Annotated in this window: 20 protein-coding genes and 1 tRNA gene; 12 read left to right on the top strand and 9 right to left on the bottom strand. The window is 64.7% G+C overall.

The genetic code is table 11. The annotated features are described in order from the left end of the window. Positions 1 to 33 precede the first annotated feature (33 nt). From ACUYV6_RS04310 to aceE, 5 genes are all read right to left on the bottom strand, one after another. Positions 34 to 282 carry an acyl carrier protein gene (locus ACUYV6_RS04310; protein ID WP_449277411.1) on the bottom strand — a complete coding sequence of 83 codons (249 nt, stop codon included), beginning with the start codon at positions 280 to 282 and terminating at the stop codon, positions 34 to 36. Between the two features lie 55 nt (positions 283 to 337). Continuing rightward, positions 338 to 1,342, bottom strand: a complete 1,005-nt coding sequence (locus ACUYV6_RS04305) for a beta-ketoacyl-ACP synthase III (RefSeq protein WP_449277410.1) — start codon at positions 1,340 to 1,342, stop codon at positions 338 to 340. A 19-nt stretch (positions 1,343 to 1,361) separates the two neighbouring features. Continuing rightward, complete coding sequence (locus ACUYV6_RS04300; RefSeq protein WP_449277409.1) at positions 1,362 to 2,279, bottom strand: ACP S-malonyltransferase; 918 nt, start codon at positions 2,277 to 2,279, stop codon at positions 1,362 to 1,364. Positions 2,280 to 2,359: 80 nt separating this feature from the next. Beyond that, positions 2,360 to 3,577: a PucR family transcriptional regulator gene (locus ACUYV6_RS04295; RefSeq protein ID WP_449277408.1), complete on the bottom strand. Its 1,218-nt coding sequence runs from the start codon at positions 3,575 to 3,577 to the stop codon at positions 2,360 to 2,362. Between the two features lie 16 nt (positions 3,578 to 3,593). Continuing rightward, a complete protein-coding gene (gene aceE, locus ACUYV6_RS04290) occupies positions 3,594 to 6,320 on the bottom strand; it encodes a pyruvate dehydrogenase (acetyl-transferring), homodimeric type (protein ID WP_449277407.1) in 2,727 nt (908 codons plus the stop codon). Positions 6,321 to 6,558: 238 nt separating this feature from the next. On the opposite strand from aceE, the gene ACUYV6_RS04285 reads away from it, so the two are divergent. The 8 genes from ACUYV6_RS04285 to ACUYV6_RS04250 all read left to right on the top strand — a co-directional run bounded on the left by ACUYV6_RS04285 (position 6,559) and on the right by ACUYV6_RS04250 (position 13,424). Then, complete coding sequence (locus ACUYV6_RS04285) at positions 6,559 to 7,020, top strand: peroxiredoxin (RefSeq protein WP_449277406.1); 462 nt, start codon at positions 6,559 to 6,561, stop codon at positions 7,018 to 7,020. Positions 7,021 to 7,022: 2 nt separating this feature from the next. Continuing rightward, positions 7,023 to 8,120 (top strand): alpha/beta hydrolase, encoded by a 1,098-nt coding sequence (locus ACUYV6_RS04280; protein ID WP_449277405.1) that lies wholly within the window; start codon positions 7,023 to 7,025, stop codon positions 8,118 to 8,120. Positions 8,121 to 8,148: 28 nt separating this feature from the next. After that, positions 8,149 to 8,221: transfer RNA gene (locus tag ACUYV6_RS04275), tRNA-Val, on the top strand. A gap of 59 nt (positions 8,222 to 8,280) precedes the next feature. Continuing rightward, a complete protein-coding gene (locus ACUYV6_RS04270) occupies positions 8,281 to 9,735 on the top strand; it encodes a mycothione reductase (RefSeq protein ID WP_449277404.1) in 1,455 nt (484 codons plus the stop codon). 128 nt (positions 9,736 to 9,863) lie between these two features. Then, complete coding sequence (locus tag ACUYV6_RS04265; protein ID WP_449277403.1) at positions 9,864 to 10,877, top strand: ABC transporter substrate-binding protein; 1,014 nt, start codon at positions 9,864 to 9,866, stop codon at positions 10,875 to 10,877. A 41-nt stretch (positions 10,878 to 10,918) separates the two neighbouring features. Beyond that, positions 10,919 to 11,710: an ABC transporter permease gene (locus ACUYV6_RS04260; protein WP_449277402.1), complete on the top strand. Its 792-nt coding sequence runs from the start codon at positions 10,919 to 10,921 to the stop codon at positions 11,708 to 11,710. Further along, positions 11,707 to 12,480, top strand: coding sequence for an ABC transporter ATP-binding protein (locus ACUYV6_RS04255; protein WP_449277401.1), 774 nt, complete (start codon positions 11,707 to 11,709; stop codon positions 12,478 to 12,480). Before ACUYV6_RS04260 ends, ACUYV6_RS04255 begins: the two co-directional genes overlap by 4 nt. Positions 12,481 to 12,557: 77 nt before the next feature. Next, positions 12,558 to 13,424, top strand: a complete 867-nt coding sequence (locus tag ACUYV6_RS04250; protein WP_449277400.1) for a transporter substrate-binding domain-containing protein — start codon at positions 12,558 to 12,560, stop codon at positions 13,422 to 13,424. Here the strand turns inward: ACUYV6_RS04250 and mmuM are convergent. Genes mmuM through ACUYV6_RS04230 form a run of 4 tightly spaced genes read right to left on the bottom strand, consistent with a single transcriptional unit; the run spans position 13,405 to position 17,305 of the window. After that, complete coding sequence (gene mmuM / locus ACUYV6_RS04245) at positions 13,405 to 14,322, bottom strand: homocysteine S-methyltransferase (protein ID WP_449277399.1); 918 nt, start codon at positions 14,320 to 14,322, stop codon at positions 13,405 to 13,407. The genes ACUYV6_RS04250 and mmuM overlap by 20 nt on opposite strands. After that, complete coding sequence (locus ACUYV6_RS04240) at positions 14,319 to 14,978, bottom strand: MBL fold metallo-hydrolase (RefSeq protein WP_449277398.1); 660 nt, start codon at positions 14,976 to 14,978, stop codon at positions 14,319 to 14,321. The genes mmuM and ACUYV6_RS04240 overlap by 4 nt, the downstream gene beginning before the upstream one ends. A 17-nt stretch (positions 14,979 to 14,995) precedes the next feature. After that, positions 14,996 to 15,841 (bottom strand): universal stress protein, encoded by an 846-nt coding sequence (locus ACUYV6_RS04235; protein ID WP_449277397.1) that lies wholly within the window; start codon positions 15,839 to 15,841, stop codon positions 14,996 to 14,998. A 27-nt stretch (positions 15,842 to 15,868) separates the two neighbouring features. Further along, positions 15,869 to 17,305, bottom strand: a complete 1,437-nt coding sequence (locus ACUYV6_RS04230; RefSeq protein ID WP_449277396.1) for a glyceraldehyde-3-phosphate dehydrogenase — start codon at positions 17,303 to 17,305, stop codon at positions 15,869 to 15,871. A gap of 249 nt (positions 17,306 to 17,554) precedes the next feature. Here ACUYV6_RS04230 and ACUYV6_RS04225 point away from each other — a divergent pair, with 249 nt between their 5' ends. The 4 genes from ACUYV6_RS04225 to ACUYV6_RS04210 all read left to right on the top strand — a co-directional run bounded on the left by ACUYV6_RS04225 (position 17,555) and on the right by ACUYV6_RS04210 (position 21,118). Beyond that, positions 17,555 to 18,460, top strand: coding sequence for a MetQ/NlpA family ABC transporter substrate-binding protein (locus tag ACUYV6_RS04225; RefSeq protein WP_449277395.1), 906 nt, complete (start codon positions 17,555 to 17,557; stop codon positions 18,458 to 18,460). Between the two features lie 104 nt (positions 18,461 to 18,564). Continuing rightward, the gene (locus tag ACUYV6_RS04220; RefSeq protein ID WP_449277394.1) at positions 18,565 to 19,599 is read left to right on the top strand and encodes a methionine ABC transporter ATP-binding protein; all 1,035 of its coding nucleotides are present in this window, start codon (positions 18,565 to 18,567) and stop codon (positions 19,597 to 19,599) included. Then, a complete protein-coding gene (locus tag ACUYV6_RS04215; protein ID WP_449277393.1) occupies positions 19,599 to 20,258 on the top strand; it encodes a methionine ABC transporter permease in 660 nt (219 codons plus the stop codon). Before ACUYV6_RS04220 ends, ACUYV6_RS04215 begins: the two co-directional genes overlap by 1 nt. A 2-nt stretch (positions 20,259 to 20,260) precedes the next feature. Continuing rightward, entirely contained in the window at positions 20,261 to 21,118 is an 858-nt protein-coding gene (locus tag ACUYV6_RS04210) for a Nif3-like dinuclear metal center hexameric protein (RefSeq protein ID WP_449277392.1), read from the top strand. Positions 21,119 to 21,134: the final 16 nt, after the last annotated feature.

The raw sequence follows: 21,134 nt of genomic DNA, 5'->3' as shown, positions 1-21,134 counted from the left end.
GGGACGCGGCGCGCCCGCTCGAGACCGGAGTGTTTAGGCCTGTGCCTGTGAGATGAAGTCGACTGCATCGCCAACGGTCTTGAGGTTCTTGACTTCCTCGTCGGGGATCTTCACGTCGAACTTTTCCTCGGCGTTGACGACGATCGTCATCATCGAGATCGAATCGATGTCGAGGTCGTCGGTGAACGACTTGTCGAGTGCGACGACGTCAGCGGCGATGCCGGTCTCGTCGTTGATGAGCTCGGCGAGGCCCGCGAGGATCTCTTCGTTGCTGAATGCCATATGTTCTCTCCTTGGTTATGAACGGGGTCGGTACAGAATAGTAGATCGTAGGGCTCTAGGGCAGTTCGACGACCTGCGCGCCGTACACCAAGCCGGCACCGAAGCCGATGGTGAGCGCGAGGCCACCCGAGAGCTCGGGCTGCTCTTCGAGCAGGGCGTGCATTGCGAGCGGGATCGAGCCGGCTGAAGTGTTGCCCTGATACGCGATATCGCGAGCGATGACCACAGACTCCGGGAGCTTCAGCTGTTTTGCGAACTCGTCGATGATGCGCATGTTGGCCTGATGGGGAATGAACGCTGCGAGGTCCTCGGGCTGAATCCCGGAGGCTTCCAGGGTCTGGCGTGCTACCTTCGCCATCTCCCACACCGCCCAGCGGAAGACGGTCTGGCCGTCCTGGCGAAGCGTGGGCCACGGCACGCTTGTCGGATCCTTGCGGTACTCCTCGAAGGTGCTGGTCATCCGGATGGTGTCCCACTTCTCGCCGTCTGAACCCCACACCGTCGGGCCAATGCCGCCGTGATCGCTCGGACCCACGATGACGGCGCCGGCGCCGTCGCCGAGCAGGAACGAGATGCTGCGGTCGGTCGGATCTACGAGGTCAGACATTTTCTCGGCGCCGATGACGATCACGTTGCGGCAGGTGCCGGCACGGACGAGCGCGTCGGCCTGGGCGACGCCGTAGACATAGCCTGCGCAGGCGGCAGAGATATCAAACGCGGCAGCGGGGGTGATCCCGAGCCGGTGCGCCGCGAGAGCCGCCATCGATGGAGTGATCGCGACGTTCGAGATGGTCGAGATGATGAGACCGTCGATCTCGGATCGATCGAGCCCCGAGCGAATGATGGCCTCCTCGCCCGCTGCGACTGCCAGGTCGACGGCTGCGACGGACGCGCTCGCCCGGCGGCGTTGGATGATGCCGGTGCGCTGACGAATCCACTCGTCGGAGGAATCGATGGGGCCGACCAGTTCGTCGTTCGGAACGTCTCGGTCGCCGCGGGAGGCGCCGACCGAGAGGATCCGCGTGTGCGAGGGCCCGGTGGGCTGCACGAGAGATGCCATGATGCTCTAGTCCTTTCGGTCAGGCCGCGTCGGTGATGAGAGCGACGGCCGCATCGAGGTCGGCAGGGGATTTGATGGCCACGGTCGGGATCCCCTTGAGGCCGCGCTTCGCGATACCCGTCAACGCGCCGGCGGGTGCCAGCTCGATGAGTCCGGTGATACCCGCTGTCTGGAATCCGTCCATGCAGGCGTCCCAGCGCACCGGGTTCGCGATCTGCGAGACGAGCAGCTCGATGAACTGGCTACCAGAGGTGACGATCGAGCCATCGGAATTGGTCCAGAGGGGGCGCACCGGGTCCGCAGCGGTGATGCGCGCGGCGGCCTCGTCCAGCACGGGAACCGCGCCGGCCATGAATTCCGTGTGGAATGCGCCTGCGACCTGCAGGGGAATGACGCGAGCCGCGCGCGGGGCATCTGCGGCAAGTGCTTCGAGGCCGGCGAGTTCACCGGCGGCGACGATCTGGCCGCCGCCGTTGCGGTTGGCGGGGGTGAGTCCGTGCGCTGCGATCTTCGCGAGAACATCGTCCTCAACGCCGCCGACGACCGCTGACATGCCGGTTTCTGCGCGAGTGGCGGCCTCGGCCATTGCACGACCTCGGGCGCCGACGAGCGAGAGCGCGTCTGCATCGGAGAGCACTCCTGCGGCTGCAGCTGCGGCGAATTCGCCGACGGAGTGCCCGGCGACCCCGACGTTCGACAGGTCGGTGCGGTCGTTCAGGGAGCGCCACGCGAGCAGGCTGGCCGCGACGATAAGGGGCTGGGCGATGGAGGTATCGCGAATGGTGTCGGCATCGCTGACGGTGCCGTGGGCGACAAGGTCGACTCCGCTGCTCTCAGATGCCGCGTCGAGGAACGCTCGTGCGGAGGAGTCCTCGAGCCACTCGGTCAGGAATCCTGGAGTTTGAGACCCCTGTCCGGGGCAGGCGATAACAATCACGTCTTACAGTTTCTCAGATGTTGGGGCAGATCCCTGCATATTCTGCACAAGAAATCGCGGGGTGCCGTTGTACGGATGGGCTATTTCCGGGTCGCACCGCTGTTCGCTCGAGGAGGTTGGCGGCGACCGCTCTGCTGGGCGATTGAACCAACGATGAGGGCGGATTGCAGGATCAGTGCTTCCCGTGCACCGGTGGCGTTCCACCCGATGACCTCGGAGATCTTCTTCAGTCGGTACCGCACGGTATTGGGGTGTACGAACAGCTCGCGGGCGGTGGCCTCGAGTGAGCGCCCATTGTCGAGATAGCACCACAGTGTCTCGAGGAGTTCACCTGAGGTCGCGGTCAGGGGCTCGTAGATCTCGGTGATGAGTGTGCGTCGAGCGAGACCGTCTCCGGCGAGTGCGCGTTCGGGCAGGAGGTCGTCGGCTGCGACCGGGCGCGGCGCGTTCCTCCAGGAACGGGCCACCGCGACCCCGGCGAGCGCTGCCCTGGCGCTTCGCGACGCTTCGACGAGGTTGTCGACCGTGGGACCCAATACGAGAGGCCCCTCGGAGAAACTGGGGGCGAGGCGCTTCGCGATCTCGATGAAGTCGAGTGGCTCGGGCGCCGACGTCGACGGTTCCCGAGGCTCGAGCGGGGTCCGGCCGAGCACCAGCACGAGGCGCGTGCCCTGGAGCCCGATGAGCACGTCGGCACCCGAGTGCCGCGCCGTGCGGCGAATCTGATCGACATCGACGACGCGCTCCGAAGTGCCGACCAAGACCGCCGCTTCTCCGTCGCCGTGCCAGCCGAGAGCGGCGATACGCGAGGGCAGCTCATCGTCTGATTCACCGGTGAGGATCGAGTCGACCACGAGCGCTTCGAGCCTGGCATCCCAGAGCCCGCGGGCCTCGGCTGCGCGTGCGTAGACGTCGGCCGCGGCGAACGCGACGTCTCTGGAATAGTGGAGAATCGCCTCCCGAAGGGATTCGCTGCGCGAGGCGACGCGTTCCTCAACGACCGAGACGACGACGCGAATGAGCTGCAGCGTCTCCTGCAAGCTGATCGAACGCAGCAGCTCTCGGGGCGCCGAGCTGAAGACGTCAGAGGCGATCCACGGGGTCGCCGACGGATCCTCGTACCAATGGATGAACGAACTGATTCCGGTCTGCGCGACCAGCCCGACGGCGGAGCGCCGCCCCGGAGGCATATCGCCATACCAGGGCAGCGTCTCCTCGAGACGGGTGATCGTCTGAGTTGAGAGCTCGCCGGTAATCGAACGCAACCATGCGAGTTCTCGGGTCTTGGACTGATCCATGGGAGCGGAATTCGGCTCAGGCATCCCCGCCTGCACCACCGGTGGTTCCGGCGGACACATCCTGCAACCGGTACTTCTCGAACGCTTGGCGAGGTACGTCTGCGTCGATCTTGCCTTGCGCTGCGAGACGCTGGAGCACCTTCACAACGACCGACTCGCGATCGATGCGGAAGTAGCGGCGAGCGGCTGCACGAGTATCCGAGAACCCGAATCCGTCCGCGCCCAGCACGGAGTAATCTCCGGGCACGAAGGGGCGGATCTGCTCGGGGACCGCAGTCGCCCAGTCGCTGACAGCGACCACGGGTCCTTCGAAGCCCTCGAGCTTCTCGGTGACGTAGGGAGTCTGCGGCGCTTCGCCGAGGTTCTCGAAGTTGTGCTTCTCGGCATTGACGCCGTCGCGTGCCAATTCGTTCCAGCTCGTGACGCTCCAGACGTCTGCCGATACGTTCCAGTCTTTCGCGAGCAGCTCCTGCGCCTCGATGCTCCACGGGACTGCGACACCCGAAGCGAGAATCTGGGCGCGGATCTCACCCTCGGGAGCACTGCTCACACGGTGAATGCCGCGCTCGATGCCCTCGACGTCGACATCTTCCGGTTCGGCCGGGTGCAGCATCGGCTCGTTGTAGACCGTGATGTAGTAGAGCACATTCGGCTCCGGGTGCTCGCCGCCGTACATGCGCTCGAGACCAGCGCGCACGATGTGGCCGATCTCGTAGCCGTAGGCCGGGTCGTAGGCGACGACCGCGGGGTTGGTCGAGGCGAGCAGCAGGGAGTGTCCGTCTGCGTGCTGCAGACCTTCACCCGTGAGCGTGGTGCGGCCAGCGGTCGCGCCGATCATGAATCCGCGCGCCATCTGATCACCCGCGGCCCAGATCGCGTCACCCGTGCGCTGGAAACCGAACATCGAGTAGAAGATGTAGACCGGAATCAGCGGCTCTCCCTGCGTGGCATAGGAGGTGCCGACAGCGGTCATCGCGGCCGATGCGCCGGCCTCGTTGATGCCGACATGCAGGAGCACGCCCTCGGGGCTCTCCTTGTAGGCGAGAAGCAGATCACGGTCGACGGAGAGGTAGTTCTGCCCATGCGGATTGTAGATCTTCGACGTCGGGAAGTAGGAGTCCATGCCGAAGGTGCGGGCCTCGTCGGGGATGATCGGCACGATACGGCTGCCAAGCCCCTTGTCGCGCATCAGATCCTTCAGGAGACGGACGAACACCATCGTCGTCGCGGCTTCCTGCTGACCTGAGCCGCGCTTCGCAATCGAATAGCTCTTCGCCTCGGGAAGCGCGAGATCGACGTAGCGGGTACGACGTTCCGGGAGATAGCCACCGAGCTCGCGACGGCGCTCGTGAACGTACTGGATCGCCTCGTCCTGCTCGCCCGGGTGGTAGTAGGGCGGGCGGTACGGATCGGCTTCGAGCTGCGCGTCCGAGATCGGGATGTGCATGGTGTCGCGGAACAGCTTCAGATCTTCCAGCGTCATCTTCTTCATCTGGTGGGTCGCATTGCGGCCCTCGAAGTGCGGCCCGAGACCGTAGCCCTTGATGGTCTTGGCGAGGATGACCGTCGGGCGGCCCTTGTGCTCGGTCGCGGCCTTGAACGCCGCGTATACCTTGCGGTAGTCGTGTCCGCCGCGGCGAAGTCCCCAGATCTGCTCGTCGGTGTAGTCCTCGACCAGCGCGAGTGCTCGCGGATCCTTACCGAAGAAATGATTGCGCACGAAGGCGCCGTTCTCGGCCTTGTACGTCTGGTAGTCGCCGTCGGGCGTCGTGTTCATGACGCCGCGCAGCGCACCCTCGGTGTCACGCGCGAGCAGATCGTCCCACTCGCGACCCCAGATCACCTTGATGACATTCCAGCCGGCACCGCGGAAGTAGCTCTCGAGCTCCTGAATGATCTTTCCGTTGCCGCGGACCGGACCATCGAGGCGCTGCAGGTTGCAGTTGATGACGAAGGTCAGATTATCGAGACCCTCGTTGGCCGCGACTTGGAGCTGGCCGCGGCTCTCGACCTCGTCCATCTCGCCATCGCCGAGGAAGGCCCACACATGCTGGTCGCTCGCATCCTTGATGCCGCGGTTCGTGAGGTACTTGCCGAGTTGGGCCTGGTAGATCGCGTTAATCGGGCCGAGACCCATCGACACGGTCGGGAACTGCCAGAAGTCGGGTAGCAAACGCGGGTGCGGGTAACTGGGGAGACCGCCGCCTGAGTGCGAGTGCTCCTGACGGAAACCGTCAAGCTGATCTTCGCTGAGTCGTCCTTCGAGGAAGGCGCGCGCGTACATGCCGGGGGAGGCGTGGCCCTGGAAGAAGATCTGGTCGCCGCCGCCCGGGTGATCCTGACCGCGGAAGAAGTGGTTCAGGCCGATCTCGTACAGCGAGGCGGCTGAGGCGTAGGTGGAGATGTGGCCGCCGACCCCGATGCCGGGTCGTTGCGCGCGATGCACCGTCATTGCGGCGTTCCAGCGGATCCAGGAACGGTACTTGCGCTCCAGGTCTTCGTTGCCGGGGAATTCCGGTTCGTTCTCCGAGGCGATCGTGTTCACATAGTCAGTCGTCGGCACCTGAGGCACGTTGAGATGCAGTTCGCGCGAGCGCGCCAGCAGACTCGTCATCACCTCGCGGCCACGTCCCGGGCCGCGCTCCTCGACAACCGCGTCGAGGGATTCCTTCCACTCTGCGGTTTCCTGCGGGTCCAGATCGTCCTGATCGGGTGCGTAGGGATCCTCAGTGTTCACAGCCACGATGGTTGCTCCATTTCGCCGGTGATCCGTGCGGTCTCAGGGCTTCGGTTCGAAGCGATCGGCCGCGCGGCATGACCACGCGGGTCCGCGGGTCAGCCACCACACTATCGAATACCAACGACAAAACCGCCGTTTTGATTGTCGAACCTAGTAGAACCCCACCGATTCGCGAATTTGCTCGATAATGTGTGTGCATCCACGTTTCGACTGGCGCGTCGCGCTGGAAAAGGAGTCCTTAATGGTGCTGCAGGCCGGCGTACAGGCGCCCGATTTCACACTGTCCGATCAGCATGGCGAAGAACTGACCCTCTCCGATCTTGTTTCCGAGGGCCCGGTCGCGCTCGTCTTCTTCCCGCTCGCATTCTCAGGAATCTGCACGGGGGAACTGTGCGAGCTGCGCGACAACCTCTCGATTTTCGCGGACAGCAAAGTACGCCTGCTCGGCATCTCGGTGGACTCGGTGCACGCCCTCCGCGCCTGGGCCGAACAGGAAGGCTACGAGTTCTCGATTCTGTCCGACTTCTGGCCGCACGGTCAGGTCGCCCGGCAGTACGGCGTGTTCATCGAAGAGCGGGGGATCGCGACTCGCGCCACGCTCATCATCGGTGAGGATCGTCGGGTGCTCGCATCGTTCGAGACGGCCCCCGGTGAGGCGCGCGACTTCGGCGCCTACCGCGAGGCACTCGCCGAGCTCAACTAGACATGCGGCGGGTGTATCCGCTGCTCGCGGCATCACTCGCCGTCATGCTGGCGGGATGCGGGGTCGAGAGCGCGGCCCCGGCCTTACCGTTGTCAACGGAGACAGGCCGATCGATCGCTGAGGAGGCGCTTCTGGACACCGGAACGGGCACCGCGCCCCATACAGGCGGCGGTGCGTACACGACCGAAGACCTGCTCGTACCCGGGCCCGCGGCGAGCATCGTCTCTGACGGATTCCTGCCCAATCGCATCGGCTCGGCAGAGGTGCTCGTGCGACGGTATGAGCCGTCTGCCGAGCCCTGGGGAACCTTGGTGTGGGCGCACGGAGGCTCATTCATCCACGGTGATCTCGAGTGGCCGGAATCCGACTGGGTATCGTCGCGCCTCGCGGAAGCGGGACTCCGCGTCTATGCGGTCGACTACGCGCTTGCGAGCGACCGGGTGAAGGCTCCGGCACCGGCCAACGACGTGACCGCGGCCTTGCGCTGGGTACTCGGCAACGTACAGGGACCGATCGCCATCGGAGGGGCGAGTGCCGGAGGGCACCTCGCCACGGAGGCCGCGCTGACGGTGGCCGAGTGCGCGGCAGTCGGCGGCGACTTCGAGGCGCAGCCTGCGGCTCTCCTGCTGCAGTACCCGACCCTGCATCGCACGCAGCGGGCCGACGAAGGCATCACCCTGCTGACCGCTGGGCTCGAGCCGCGACGACAGTTCGGTGCCGACCGAGTCGCAGAGATGTACAACTTCTACTTGGGAGATGCGGGTGCGGAGGCTCCCGTCGCAAATACTGCTGCTTGCCAAGCCGGCTACCGGTTGACACCCAGAGTCGTGGGGGAGGCACCGACGGCGAACCTCTCCGTGCTGCCGCCTACCGTCATCGTCAATGCCGAAGCAGACGACCTCCGAGCATCAGCGGAGCAGTTCGCCGAACAACTCGACGCCGCGGGTGTTCCGAACCAGTCGTTCATCCAAACCGGGACCATTCACGGCTACCTCAACCGCCCTGAAGTCGACACGGCCTCGGTCGCGGCTGCACGGGCAACGATCGACACGTACGTCGTCGAGCTCCGGAATGTGCTCGGAGCACCAAACGTCCGCTAAGCTGGTCGAGTTCGTCTTGCACGAGCGAGGGCCTTTAGCTCAGCTGGTAGAGCGCCACGTTTACACCGTGGATGTCGTCGGTTCGATCCCGGCAGGGCCCACCCATAATGATCCGAGCCGCCCTGCGGTTTCCCGGTTTCTCCCGAGCTAGCATGGCACCATGACCAACTCGTCTGCTCTGCTCGCCCCCGACCTCGCGATCATCGGATCGGGATCAGGTAACTCGCTGATCACGCCCTTCTGGGACGACAAACAGGTCGTCATCGCCGAGGGCGGCGTGTTCGGCGGTACCTGCCTCAACGTGGGGTGCATCCCCACCAAGATGTTCGTGCGCCCGGCGATGCTCGCACGCACGCCGCAGGAAGCTGCACGGCTCGGAGTCACGATGCACACCGAGCATGTCGACTGGGCGTCGATCCGAGATCGTATTTTCGGAAGGATCGATCCGATCTCGGCCGGCGGGCGACGCTATCGTGACGAGGAGCTCGACCATGTGGAGCTCATCGAGCAGATGGTCAAGCTTGATGGCCTGCGTGCGTTCGTTGCGGCCGATGGGACTCGTGTGGAGCCTGAGCAGCTGGTCATCGCTGCCGGCTCGCGTGCGGTTCGTCCGGAGGTGCCCGGGGTGGACCTGCCGGGCGTGCACACCTCTGACACTGTGATGCGGCTTGACTCGCTCCCGCCTCGCGTTGCCGTGATCGGTGCAGGCTTCATTGCGTGCGAGTTCGCCGGCGTCTTCTCGGGTCTCGGGTCCGAGGTCGTGCAGTTCGTGCGAGGCGACCGCCTCATGAAGACACTCGATGACGACATGAGCCTGGCGTTCACCGCGGCCGCCTCTGCGCACTGGGACGTGCGTCTCGGTCGACCGTTGCGCGCAATCAGACAGGGGAGCGATGGGACGCTGCTCGTCGAAGTCGGGGGTGAGGATCAGCCCGTCGAAGTCGATATCGTGCTGCTCGCGACGGGGCGTCGCCCGAACACGGACCTGATCGGGGCCGAAGAGGCCGGACTCGACCTGCACCCTGATGGACGCCTCGCTGTCGATGAGTTCCAACGGGTGACAGCCGGCGGTGAGCCGGTCGAGGGCGTATACGCGCTTGGAGACATTTGCTCCGCCGCGCAGCTCAAGCATGTTGCGAACTACGAAGCACGCGTCGTCGTGCACAACCTCGAGCAGGGGCCCGGGCGCCAGGGAGGAAGTAGTGCCTCGTTGCGTGGACCAGGCGACCGACCGATTCCGGCAGCGGTATTCACCGAGCCGGAGCTCGCAACGGTCGGTATCGGCGCGCAGCAGGCGGCGGAGCAGATCGGCGCCGAGCACGTCACTGTGAAAGTGCAGCGATACGGTGATACCGCGTACGGGTGGGCTATGGAGGATGAAACCGGGCTCTGCAAGGTCATCGCGGATCGGCGCTCCGGCGAGATTCTGGGCGCCCAAGTCATGGGCTACCAAGCATCGAACCTGATCCAACCGATCATCATGGCGATGAGTATGGGCATCGATGCCCATACTGCGGCTCGTGCGCAGTACTGGATTCACCCAGCCCTCATGGAAGTCGTCGAGAATGCTCTCCTCGGTCTTGAGGTGCCGGAGCCGGCTCACCCTTCACTGTGAGCAGCGCCAAGCGAGGGGCCCGGGCCTGGTTGATCGGCCTGGCCGCCTCGCCGGCGGTTCTGCCGTAAGATGGGAGGGTTGCGCGGCGACCTCCGCGCCTAGGAACCGGCTTGACACTAGGGGCACACGTGACCACTCGCACCTTCCGCAGAATCTCCATCACCGCCGCGGCGACGGCCGCTTGTGTATTGGCCCTGAGCGGCTGCGCGAGCGGTGGCGCAGGCTCGGACTCCGATGCGGCAGGCGGCTCCTCCGAGGCGATCACGATGGGAACGCAGCCCTGGCTGGGATACGGCCAGTGGTACGTGGCTGAAGATCAGGGGTTCTACGCCGATCGCGGTATCGAGGTGGAGCTCTCCAGCTTCAATGACGACGCCAGCGTCAACGCCGCGCTCGTGTCGAAGAACCTCGATATGGCGAATGTGGGTGCGCAGGCGGCGCTGCAGTTCATCGAGCAGGGGCTCGACGTCTCGATCGTGCTGATGCTTGATTCGGCCACGGAGGCCGATGCGATCCTCAGCGCAGATAGCGCGGTTGACTCTGTGGAGGATCTCAAGGGGAAGCAGGTCGCGTTCGAGCGCGGTGCAACGAGCGAGATCCTCCTGGCCGAAGCGCTGACCGAGGCTGGGCTCGACTTCTCCGACATCGAGGCTGTCGAGGCTTCCGCTGATCAGGTGGCCCCCATGCTGCTCGCCGGTCAGGTGGATGCCGGGGTCACCTACGAGCCCTACATCAGCGAGGCTGTTTCCGCAGACAAGGGCGTTGAGTCCATCGCGACTGCGGGGGAGTTCCCCGGCCTCATCACCGACGTGCTTGTAGTGCGCAACGAGGTTCTCGAGGAGCGTCCCGAAGAGGTCACCGAGGTGCTCGGGGCCTGGGATGACGCGGTCGCCTACTACGGTGAGCACACCGAAGAGGCTCGCGCGATTATCGCGAGCGGGGTCGGGTCGAGCGTCGATGACCTCGAGACTGCATTCGACGGCGTCCAGTACTACACGGTCGCTGAGAACCACGACCTTCTCACGGGGGAGTACCTCAGCGAAACGCTGCCCGCCCTCACCGAGGTAGCGCGCGAGATCGGGCTGATCTCTGAAGATATCGATGCCGAGAGCGCGATCCGGTCGGAATACCTCCCGGAGTAGGTGGACCTGTGACCGAGCACCACGATGATCTGTAACGCACGATGACACGCAGAGCACGCATCGGAGAACGACTCTCTCGTCCGGCATACCTGGCGACTTCGATTGCGACCTTCGCGATCCTGATCGCGGTCTGGTGGGCCGCCGGCGCAAGCGGGCTCGTCGACGAGATGTTCCTCCCGGGCCCGCTCAAAGTGCTCGGCGCACTCGGAGAGCAATCGGCGAACGGCGAGCTCTGGAGCGACATCGGCACGAGCGCATACCGCATCGGCGTCGGGTTCGTCCTGGCGACCGTGATGGCAATGCCCATCGGCACGCTCATGGGAGTGAGCGCACGGGCCGAGGCTGCGCTCGAACCGCTGATGGACTTCATCCGCTATATGCCCGTCGTCGCGTTCGTGCCGCTCACCATCGTGTGGGTCGGTATCGATGAGAGTCAGAAGTTCTTGATCATCTGGATGGGCACCTTCTTCCAGCAGGTACTCATGGTTGCCGATGCGGTGCGGCGTACGCCGCGGGGTCTCATCAGTCTCGGAGAAACGCTCGGTTTGAATCGGGCTCGTCTGCTCGTACGCATTGTCGTGCCATCGGCGATGCCCAGCATCTGGGATGCCCTACGCGTCACGCTCGGCTGGGCCTGGACCTGGCTTGTCGTTGCGGAGTTGGTTGCGGCGCAGAGCGGCATGGGATTCCGCATCACAGTGGCGCAGCGATTCTTCAACACCGACATCATCATCGGTTATGTGCTGGTACTCGGTCTGCTCGGCTTGATCCTTGATCAGGCGATGCGAGCCGCCGGGCGCCGGTTCTTCGCCTACCGGGAGGGTCGATCATGAGTGGACCTTTGAGCAGCTCCCTGAAGATCAGGGTCGATGACCTCAGCAAGCGCTTCGGAGACGTCGTTGCACTTGAGGGCACGACCCTCGCGGTTGCCGAGAACGAGTTCGTCTCGGTAGTCGGAGCCTCGGGGTGCGGTAAATCGACGCTTCTGTCCCTCATTGCAGGCCTGGAAGAACCCAGCTCCGGTTCGATCGAGGTCAGCGGGAATCTGGTCACAGGTCCGGGTCGGGATCGCGGGGTCGTCTTCCAACAGGCCACACTGATGCCGTGGCTCACCGTGCAGCGGAACGTCGAGTTCGCCCTCCAAGACGAGCCCGGCCTGAGCCGGCGTGATCGCGCTGACCGCGCCCGGGAGTTCCTGGGTCTCGTGGGCCTCGAAGGCTTCGAACGGTCATACCCGTCTGAGCTCTCCGGCGGCATGCAGCAGCGCGTCGCTCTTGCTCGATCGCTCAGTTACGGGCCTGAGGTGCTTCTGATGGACGAGCCCTTCGGCGCGCTCGATTCGCTCACGCGGCGCACTATGCAGGAGCTGCTCCTCGAGGTGTGGGAGCAGCATCGCCTCACCGTGGTGCTCGTCACCCACGACATCGAAGAGGCGGTCGTCACGAGTGATCGCGTCGTGGTCATGACCCCGCGCCCCGGTCGGGTGCAGCGGATCGTCGACGTTCCTTTTGCGCGACCCCGCTCCTTGACTGATGCCCGTCGCCCAGAATTTCGCGATCGCAGTGATGAGATCCTCGACCTTATTCACACTCCGAGTACCTGAAGCGATGGCCGCCATCGGCCGCAATGCACGAGACCTGTCCTGAATAGACCACCCCGAAACGGAAGAGACCGAGCCTGATGAAGCTCCGCCACCTACTGTCAGCCGCAGCTATTGCGGCCCTCGCACTCACCGGGTGCACCAACACCGATGTTCCCGCAGAAGACTCCCAGACCGAGCAGACCTCTGCCGAAGCACGCACGTGGGATGAGATCCAAGAATCGGGTGTGCTGCGGGTGGGCACGATTGTCGACTACCCGCCGAATGAGTTCAAGACCGAGGACGGGGAACCCACAGGCTGGGCCGTCGACCTCGTTGTGGCGATCGCCGACGAGCTCGATCTGGACGTTGAGTGGACCATTCTTGAGTTCGACAGCATCCTGCCCCGGATCGAAGGGGGAGAGATTGATCTCGGTGTCGGTTCCTTCGGCGATACGGTCGAACGACAGCAGGTCGTCGACTTCCTGAACTACTACGAGGCGGGTTCGTTATGGGCGACCCGTAAGGGGGAGAATGTCGACCCCGATAACGCGTGCGGTCTCACCGTGGCCGTCATGAAGGCGGGTACCCAGCACCTGGAAGAGTTGCCGGCCCGGAGCGACAAGTGCGTCGAGGACGGTAAGGATCCGATCGAGATTCTGCCCTTCGTCGGACAGCCCGAGGTCACGAACGCTGTCGTGCTCGGGAATGCGGACGCGTTCACTGCCGATTCCCCGATCACGGTCGATGCCATCTCGAAGCTCTCGGGTGAACTGGTCGCCGCGGGAGGCACCTTCGATACCGTTCCCTACGGCTTCCCGATGCCCAAGGGCGCGGAACTCGGCGAGCACGCGCGCGAGGCGCTGAAGACGCTCATCGACGACGGACGCTATCTCGAGATCATCAACGGGGGCGAGTCCGCAGAGGGAGCCATCGAGACAGCGACGATCAACGCCGGGACTCAGTAAGCCGTCGGGCGAGCCGCCCGATGTCATCTGTGCCGACACGACAGCAGCCTCCGATGAGCGAGGCGCCGGACTCGATCCAGCGTTCGACTGACGCGTCGATGGTCTGGCTCGCCCCCCGCCAGACCCGTGCCTCGGCATCCCAAGTTTCGCCGCTGTTGGGGTAGACGATGAGCGGCCCTGTGTATGCCTTCGACAGGAACGCAAGTGCGTCGCCGGCATCGGGAATCGACGAGCAGTTGATGCCGAGAGCCTGCACCGAAGCCGCATCTGTCACGATGCGCGCAAGATCCTGCAGCGAGGAGCCATCACGGAGCTCACCACCCTCAACGGTGACGCTCAGCATCGCTGGAGTGTTGAGGTCGGAGAACTCCGCGCAGAGCGCTTCGACCTCAAGGAGTGAGGGAACGGTCTCCGCCAAGATCGCGTCTGCTCCTGCGGCGTCGAGCACCTGCAGTCGGGGGCGGTGCCACTCGCGGAGCTCATCGACGCTCATTTCATATGCACCGTCGTACTCCGTGCCCGAGCCCGGTGAGGCGCCGTACGGTCCGACCGAGGCCGCCACCCAGGCCTCATCGGGGGAGAGCCCAGCGTCAGCACGCGCCTGCTGCGCCAGACGCACGCTACGCACGAGAAGCTCATTCGTCTCTTCTGCGGTGATTCCGATCGACGCGAGGCCCTCGTACGTGACCTGATAACTCGCCGTGATCGCAACTCGTGCGCCAGCGGCGAAGAAATCGAGATGAGCGGCTTGTACCTCCTCGGGGCGATCGCGCAGGATCTCGGCCGACCACAGCGCTGAAGCGACCGAGTTCCCGCGGGCTTCAAGGTGCGTGCCAAGTCCGCCGTCGAGCACCACCGGCCCCGAGCGCATGGCCGAAAACAGTCCTGAAGTGCTCACGCGCGCTGCTTCACCGGTCCGCGGCAGCCGCGACCCACCCAGTCCCGGAGTCGGGTGTGCTCATCGGCGAGCGTTGTCGTATCGCCGTGCCCCGGGAAGGCCTCGAACTCATGGGGAAGCGAGAAGAGCGTCCCGTTGATCGAGTCCATGATCTGGGGGAAGCTGCTGTACTCCCAGCGAGTCGCACCTGGGCCGCCGTTGAAGAGGGTGTCACCCGTGAAAACGGTGCCGAGCGCTGGTGCAGAGAAAGACACCGATCCCGGCGTGTGCCCCGGCGTGTGGATCACCGACAACGAGATGCCCGCGACCTCGATGGATCCGCCTGCGACGAGAGCGTGATCCGGCGCACCATCGTAACGGCCATCCCAGAGGAAGCCGTCGTCAGGGTGCAGGTGGAGCGGAGCATCGAGCAGACGCGAGAGCTCGGGAGCCATATTGATGTGATCCCAGTGGCCGTGCGTGAGCAGGATCGCTGAGACACGGCGACCATCGACACCGCCCACGATCGCCTCGGCGTCGTGGGCGGCATCGATGACGACGACTTCCTCGTCATCACCGACGATCCACACATTATTCTCGAGCTCGATCGAGCGTCCGGAAAACTCCAGAGACCCCCGTGTAACGACTCGATCGATGCGGATTCCCACCTCCGACATCCCCCGTAAATCGATCGCTAGCCGCGAGTGACGAGCGTCGGGCAGGGAAGCGACTGCAGTACTCCGTGGCTCACGGAGCCCAGGAGCAAACGCGAGATCCCACCACGGCCTCGGCTACCGACGACGAGCAACTCGGCACCCTCGGCAGCCTGCAGCAGCGCGGTCACCGGAGGAGCCTGCACGATCTCTCGGCGCAGCTGCAGGTCGGGGTAGCGTTCGGCGAGACCGGCGGTGCCGATGGCGATCGCTTCCTCGGCAGCGGTGCGCTGCGACTCCACGAGTTCCTCGCTCCAGAGGTACTCGAGACCGGGAGTCAGCGGGGGCAGCCAGGCATACACAGCGGTGAGGGGAACCTGACGGCGCGACGCCTCCTCGGCGGCGTAGGCGATGGCCTGCTTGGCGGCATCGGAACCATCGATACCGACGACGATGCCTGCGCCGGGAGTCGGCTCCGCACGAGGAATCACCGCGACCGGGCAGTGCGCCACTGCGGCCACCTTCACCGCACGAGTGCCGAAGAACGAACCCGCGAGGCGGCTTCCATTGTGCGCACCGAGCACGATGAGGTCGGCGCGCTTGGATGCCTCCTCGACCTCGGCGATCGGATGGCCCACTACTGCCGTTCCGCTGATCTCACCCTCGAAGCCCAGGCTCTTCGCGTAGGCGCATTCGCTGTCGAGCATCTGCTGCGATGCTTCCTGCGCCTCAGAGAGGAAGGCCACGCTCTCCGACAGGAACGAATCGTCGGCGACATGGAGCAATTCGACGGCAGCGCCCCGTTCCGTTGCGCGTGCCAGGCCCCAGGCGAGGGCGACGCGGCTCTGCTCCGAGCCGTCGACTCCGATGATGATCTTCTCTGACATCTTCTTGCCTTTCTTCGAGGGATGGATTCAGGCGTTGCGTGCAGGAATCTGCGCCGGGTGCGTGCCGGTCAGCTGCTCGATGATGCGTACCACCTGGCAGCTGTACCCGAACTCGTTGTCGTACCAGACGTAGACCACTGCGGTGTTGCCGGTGACGATGGTCGCGAGACCGTCGACGATGCCGGCACGGTTGGCTCCCACGAAATCGCTCGAGACGATCTCAGGGGACTCCACGTAGTCGATCTGAGTGCGGAGTGCGCCCGTAAGGGACACCTGACGCAGGAGCGCGTTGAGCTCCTCCTTCGAAGTCTCCTGCTCGAGCTGGAGATTCAGGATCGCCATGGAGACGTTTGGCGTAGGAACGCGGATTGCGTTACCGGTCAGCTTGCCCTCGAGCTCCGGCAGCGCCTTGGCGACGGCCTTCGCGGCGCCGGTCTCCGCCAACACCATGTTGAGCGCGGCAGAGCGTCCGCGACGATCGCCCTTGTGGAAGTTGTCGATCAGGTTCTGATCATTGGTGTAGGAGTGCACGGTCTCGACGTGCCCCATCTTGACCCCGTAGGTGTCGTTGATCACCTTGAGTACCGGGGTAATCGCGTTCGTGGTGCAGGAGGCCGCGCTCAGGATGCGGTGATCATCGGTGATGCGGTCGTTGTTCACCCCGTACACGATGTTGAGGAGCTCGCCCTTGCCCGGCGCTGTGAGCAGTACGCGCGAGATACCGGGGCGAAGATGCTGACTGAGACCCGCTTCATCGCGCCAGCGGCCCGTATTGTCCACGAGGATCGCGTTGTTGATGCCGTACTCGGTGTAATCAACGGTCGACGGATCATCCGAGTAGATCACCTGGATGCGTACGCCGTTCGCGAGGATGGCGTTCTCCTCTTCGAGGACCGTGATCGTGCCGTTGAACGGACCGTGCACAGAATCGCGGCGCAAGAGGTTTGCGCGCTTCTCCAAGTCGTTCTCCGCGCCCTTGCGCACGACGATCGCCCGCAGATTCAGCGTGTTCCCGCTGCCCGAGTGGTCGATGATGATGCGTGCGAGCAGACGTCCGATGCGACCGAAGCCGTACAGCACGACGTCGGTGCCATCGGTCGGGGCGCCGTCGACGATGCTGCCCAGCTGCTCCCGGAGGTACGCGCCCAGGTCCGTCTCCTCGGAGTCGCGGAACCCCTTCGCGACGAGCGCAAGATCAAGCGACACCGGGCCGGGCTGAATCTCGGCGAGCGCCTCGACAATGGCCGAGGTCTCTTCGAGCGGCAGCTCCACCTCATCGATCTTGCGAGCGAAGCGATGAGCGCGGATGATATCGATCGACGAGCGGCCGATGAGGCTTCGGCCGTGCACCGAGAGGACCACGTCGTGGTCGCGGTACAGCTGGCCGATCCGCGGAATCATCCGTTCCGCGAGCTCCTGCTTGGTCTTCCACGCCTCGAGATGAGCATCTGCGTGCTGGGTCATGTGAACGGAGGGTCCTTTCCCGTGTCAGGAGCGCGATTCGGCGTTCCGCCGAGGCGATTCCGGTCTTCCTCCGTCAAGTATCCCATGACGGCCTGCGTTCGCGCCCGCGCCGCGCACGATCCGCAGCTGTTACAGAGCGACACACAATTGGGCGTTCGTCGGCGGATGAGGCACAGTTGTATGCGTTGATCGTCCCGACCACCCCCGGGTCCGATCGTATTCGCACCTGTTCCCGATCGAAGAGGAATCATGTCCTTCATCAGAAAGCGCGGCGTGCTCGCCGCGTCCATCACCGCACTCGCTCTCTCCGTGTCGCTCGTCGGCTGTGCCGGCTCCGACTCGGCTGATGGCGGCGAAGAGGCAACCGAGACTGTGCGCATCGGCGTGGTTCCCGGTGGCCAGCCCTACTGGGATGCATACGTCGACGCAGCTGCTGAGGAGGGCATCGACGTCGAGATCGTTGATTTCAGCGAGTACCCGGTGCCGAACCCGCTCGTGAGCGATGGTGACCTCGAGCTCAACCAGTTCCAGCACATCGCGTATCTCGCCGCGCACAATGTCGACGCCGACGACGACCTCGTTGCCATCGGTTCGACCGCGACCTACCCGATGAACGTTTTCTCCGATAAGCACGACAGCATCGAAGACATCCCAGAGGGCGGCACCGTCGCGGTACCGAACGATGTGAGCAACGGCGCCCGCGCGCTGCTCCTGCTGCAGAAGCTCGGCCTCGTCGAGCTCAAGGATGGCGGCAACTCATCATCGACCGCCGCCGACGTCATCGCAGATAAGTCGAAGGTCTCGGTCCAGGCCCTGAACGCCGAACTGATTCCGGCCGGACTGCCCGACGTCGATGCCGGCGTCGTCAACAATGACTATGTCGAGCCGAACGGCCTGAAGTGGGAGGACTCCCTCGCAGCTGACAGCGCCGAGGATGAGGCCGCGCAGCCGTACATCAACATCTTCGCTGCGCGCGCGGAAGACAAGGACAACCCGACCTACTTGAAGCTGGTCGACATCTTCCAGAACGACGAAAATGTGCAGGCCGCGTTCCAGGACTACATCGGTGACAGCGCCGTACCGGTGTCTGTGCCGCAGGACGAGCTCGCCGACATCCTCGCTCAGGCAGAAGAGGATTACCGCGACCAGAAGTAGCATGCGATCGTCGAAGCCCCGTCCGAACGGATATCCGTCCGCGGCGGGGCTTCGCGCATCGACCGCATACACTTGATCGCGGTCAGAAGCGGAAGGAGACCCGGATGACGCGCGTACAGCTCAACGGGGTCGGCAAGCACTATCCCGGCAGAGGGAGGGGAGCCGAACCGGTGGTCGCGGTCGATGACGTCTCCATCGCCGTCGCACCGGGCGAGATACACGCCGTCATCGGCTATTCGGGTGCGGGGAAGAGCACCCTGTTGCGCCTCGTGAACGGGCTCGAGCGGGCAAGCTCCGGCACGATCATGGTGGGTGAGCACGAGATCACCGGCATGTCTGAGCGCAGGCTCCGCGACGTGCGCAGTGGGATCGGCATGATCTTCCAGCAGTTCAACCTCTTCCACTCTCGGAACGTGGCGAAGAACGTGGAGTATCCGCTCATAGTCGCCGGCATGCCTGCGAGCGAACGCAAGCATCGGGTGAGCGAACTGCTCGACTTCGTCGGCCTGTCGGATAAATCAGATGCATTCGCCGACCAGTTGTCGGGCGGGCAGAAGCAGCGCGTCGGTATCGCGCGAGCACTCGCGACGAATCCCGGATTGCTGCTGGCGGATGAGGCCACGAGTGCGCTCGACCCGGAAACCTCTCAGGAAGTGCTTGCGCTCCTGCAGCGTGTGAACCGCGAGTTCGGCATTACGATCATGCTCATCACGCACGAGATGGAGGTCGTCCGTGAGATCGCAGACCGGGTGACCGTCATGGACCGGGGACGTGCGGTTGAACAGGGCGACGTCTTCGATGTCTTCTCACTCCCGCAGACGTCCACTGCACGCCGCTTCGCGGCCACCGCGCTGCCCACCGAACCGGTCGCGGAGCACCTCGAACGTCTCCGCGAACACCATCGCGGAGCACTCGTCTCCGTGACTTTCCGCGATGGCGGCGTCGACCAACCGGTGGTGTTCCGTACGCTCGCGGAGAGCCGCGTCGGTGTCAGCATCGTGCACGGTGGCGTCACCGAAGTCGGCGGTCGGAGTTTCGGGCGTGTGACCCTCGAGCTCATCGGTGAGGCAGCCGATGTCACCGCAGCTCTCGGGGATCTTCGTGCACGACCCGAGCTCGAGCTGGAGGTGCTCAGCTGATGGAACGTCTCATCGAACTGTGGCCGCAACTGCTCGAAGCGGTCGGCGAGACCCTCATCTTCCTCGCCTTCGCGATGCCGATCGGTGGTCTCGTCGGACTCGTGCTCGGGGTGACGCTCACCGTCACGCGACAGGGGGGCATACTCGAGAACCGCCCGATCTACTGGGTGCTGAACTTCCTCGTGAACCTGTTCCGCCCCATCCCATTCATCATTCTGCTCTTCGCACTCATTCCGGTGGCGAGATTCGTGCTCGGTTCGGGGATCGGCACCCCTGCGATGATCTTCGCGCTCTCGGTGGCGGCTTCGCTGGGTATCGCGAGACTTGTGGAGCAGAACCTGCTCACCGTGCCTCCCGGGGTCATCGAGGCCGCCCGTGCGATGGGTGCGGGACCGATGAGGATCCTGATCACCGTCCTGATTCCCGAGGGGCTCGGCCCGCTCGTGCTCGGATACACCTTCGCATTCATCGCGGTCGTCGACATGACCGCGATGGCCGGCGTCATCGGCGCTGGTGGCATCGGTGACTTCACGCTGCAGTACGGCTTCCGGCAGAACAATCCCTGGGTGACTTGGGCCTCGCTGTTCTTCATTCTCTTGATCGTGCAGATCGCGCAGCTGCTCGGCAACGTACTTTCGCGCAGGCTGCTCAGGAGGTAATCGTGACCGAGACGTTCGCCCTGCATGACCTCGTCCGCGTCGCCGAGACGATGTGGCCGGGGGAAACCGCGGAAGACTGGGATCGTGTCGGCCTGGTCTCCGGTTCCGGCGACACGCCGCTCCGCCGAGTGCTGCTCGCCGTCGACGCAGTGTCGGCCACTGTCGACGAGGCGATCGACTGGGGAGCTGACGCGCTGTTCGTGCACCACCCGCTGCTGCTGCGCGGTATCCATACGGTCGCTGAAGACACGGCGAAGGGCGCGCTGCTCGCCCGGCTGATCCGCGCGGGCTGCGCCCTCTTCGCCGCGCACACGAACGCCGATCAGCCTCGCGACGGTGTCTCCGACGTGATCGGCGAGCGACTCGGCCTCGAGCACTCCGAAGCGATTGTGGCGTCCGCCCGTGGCCACGCGCTGCTCGGCGACGATGCCGGTGGCATCGGACGCGTGGGGATGCTTCGGGAGCCGATCCCGCTCAGAGCCTTCGCGGAGCAGCTAGCCGACACGCTGCCGCCGACGGTGAGCGGTGCCCGAGTCTCGGGCGATCCGGAGCAGCTGGTACAGCACGTGGCGTTGCTCGGAGGTGCTGGAGACAGCTTGCTCGATCACCCGCGCGTGCGAGCCGCAGATGTGTACGTGACGAGCGACCTGCGACACCACCCTGCGCAGGACTCGCGGGAGCTCTCCGCCGTACGCGGCGGGCCCGCGCTCATCGATATCGCGCACTGGGCCAGCGAGTCGCTCTGGCTCGATGGAGCGGCGGCTCGACTGCGTGCCGCACTGCCCGGTGTCGATTTCCGGGTCAGCTCGCGTCGAACCGATCCGTGGGATTTCTCCGTCGGTGCGCGGTCGGAGGTCTGAGCCGCTATCGTGGGGA

Source organism: Leucobacter sp. GX24907 (assembly GCF_053567335.1).
This window is presented reverse-complemented; position numbering and strand designations above follow the sequence as displayed.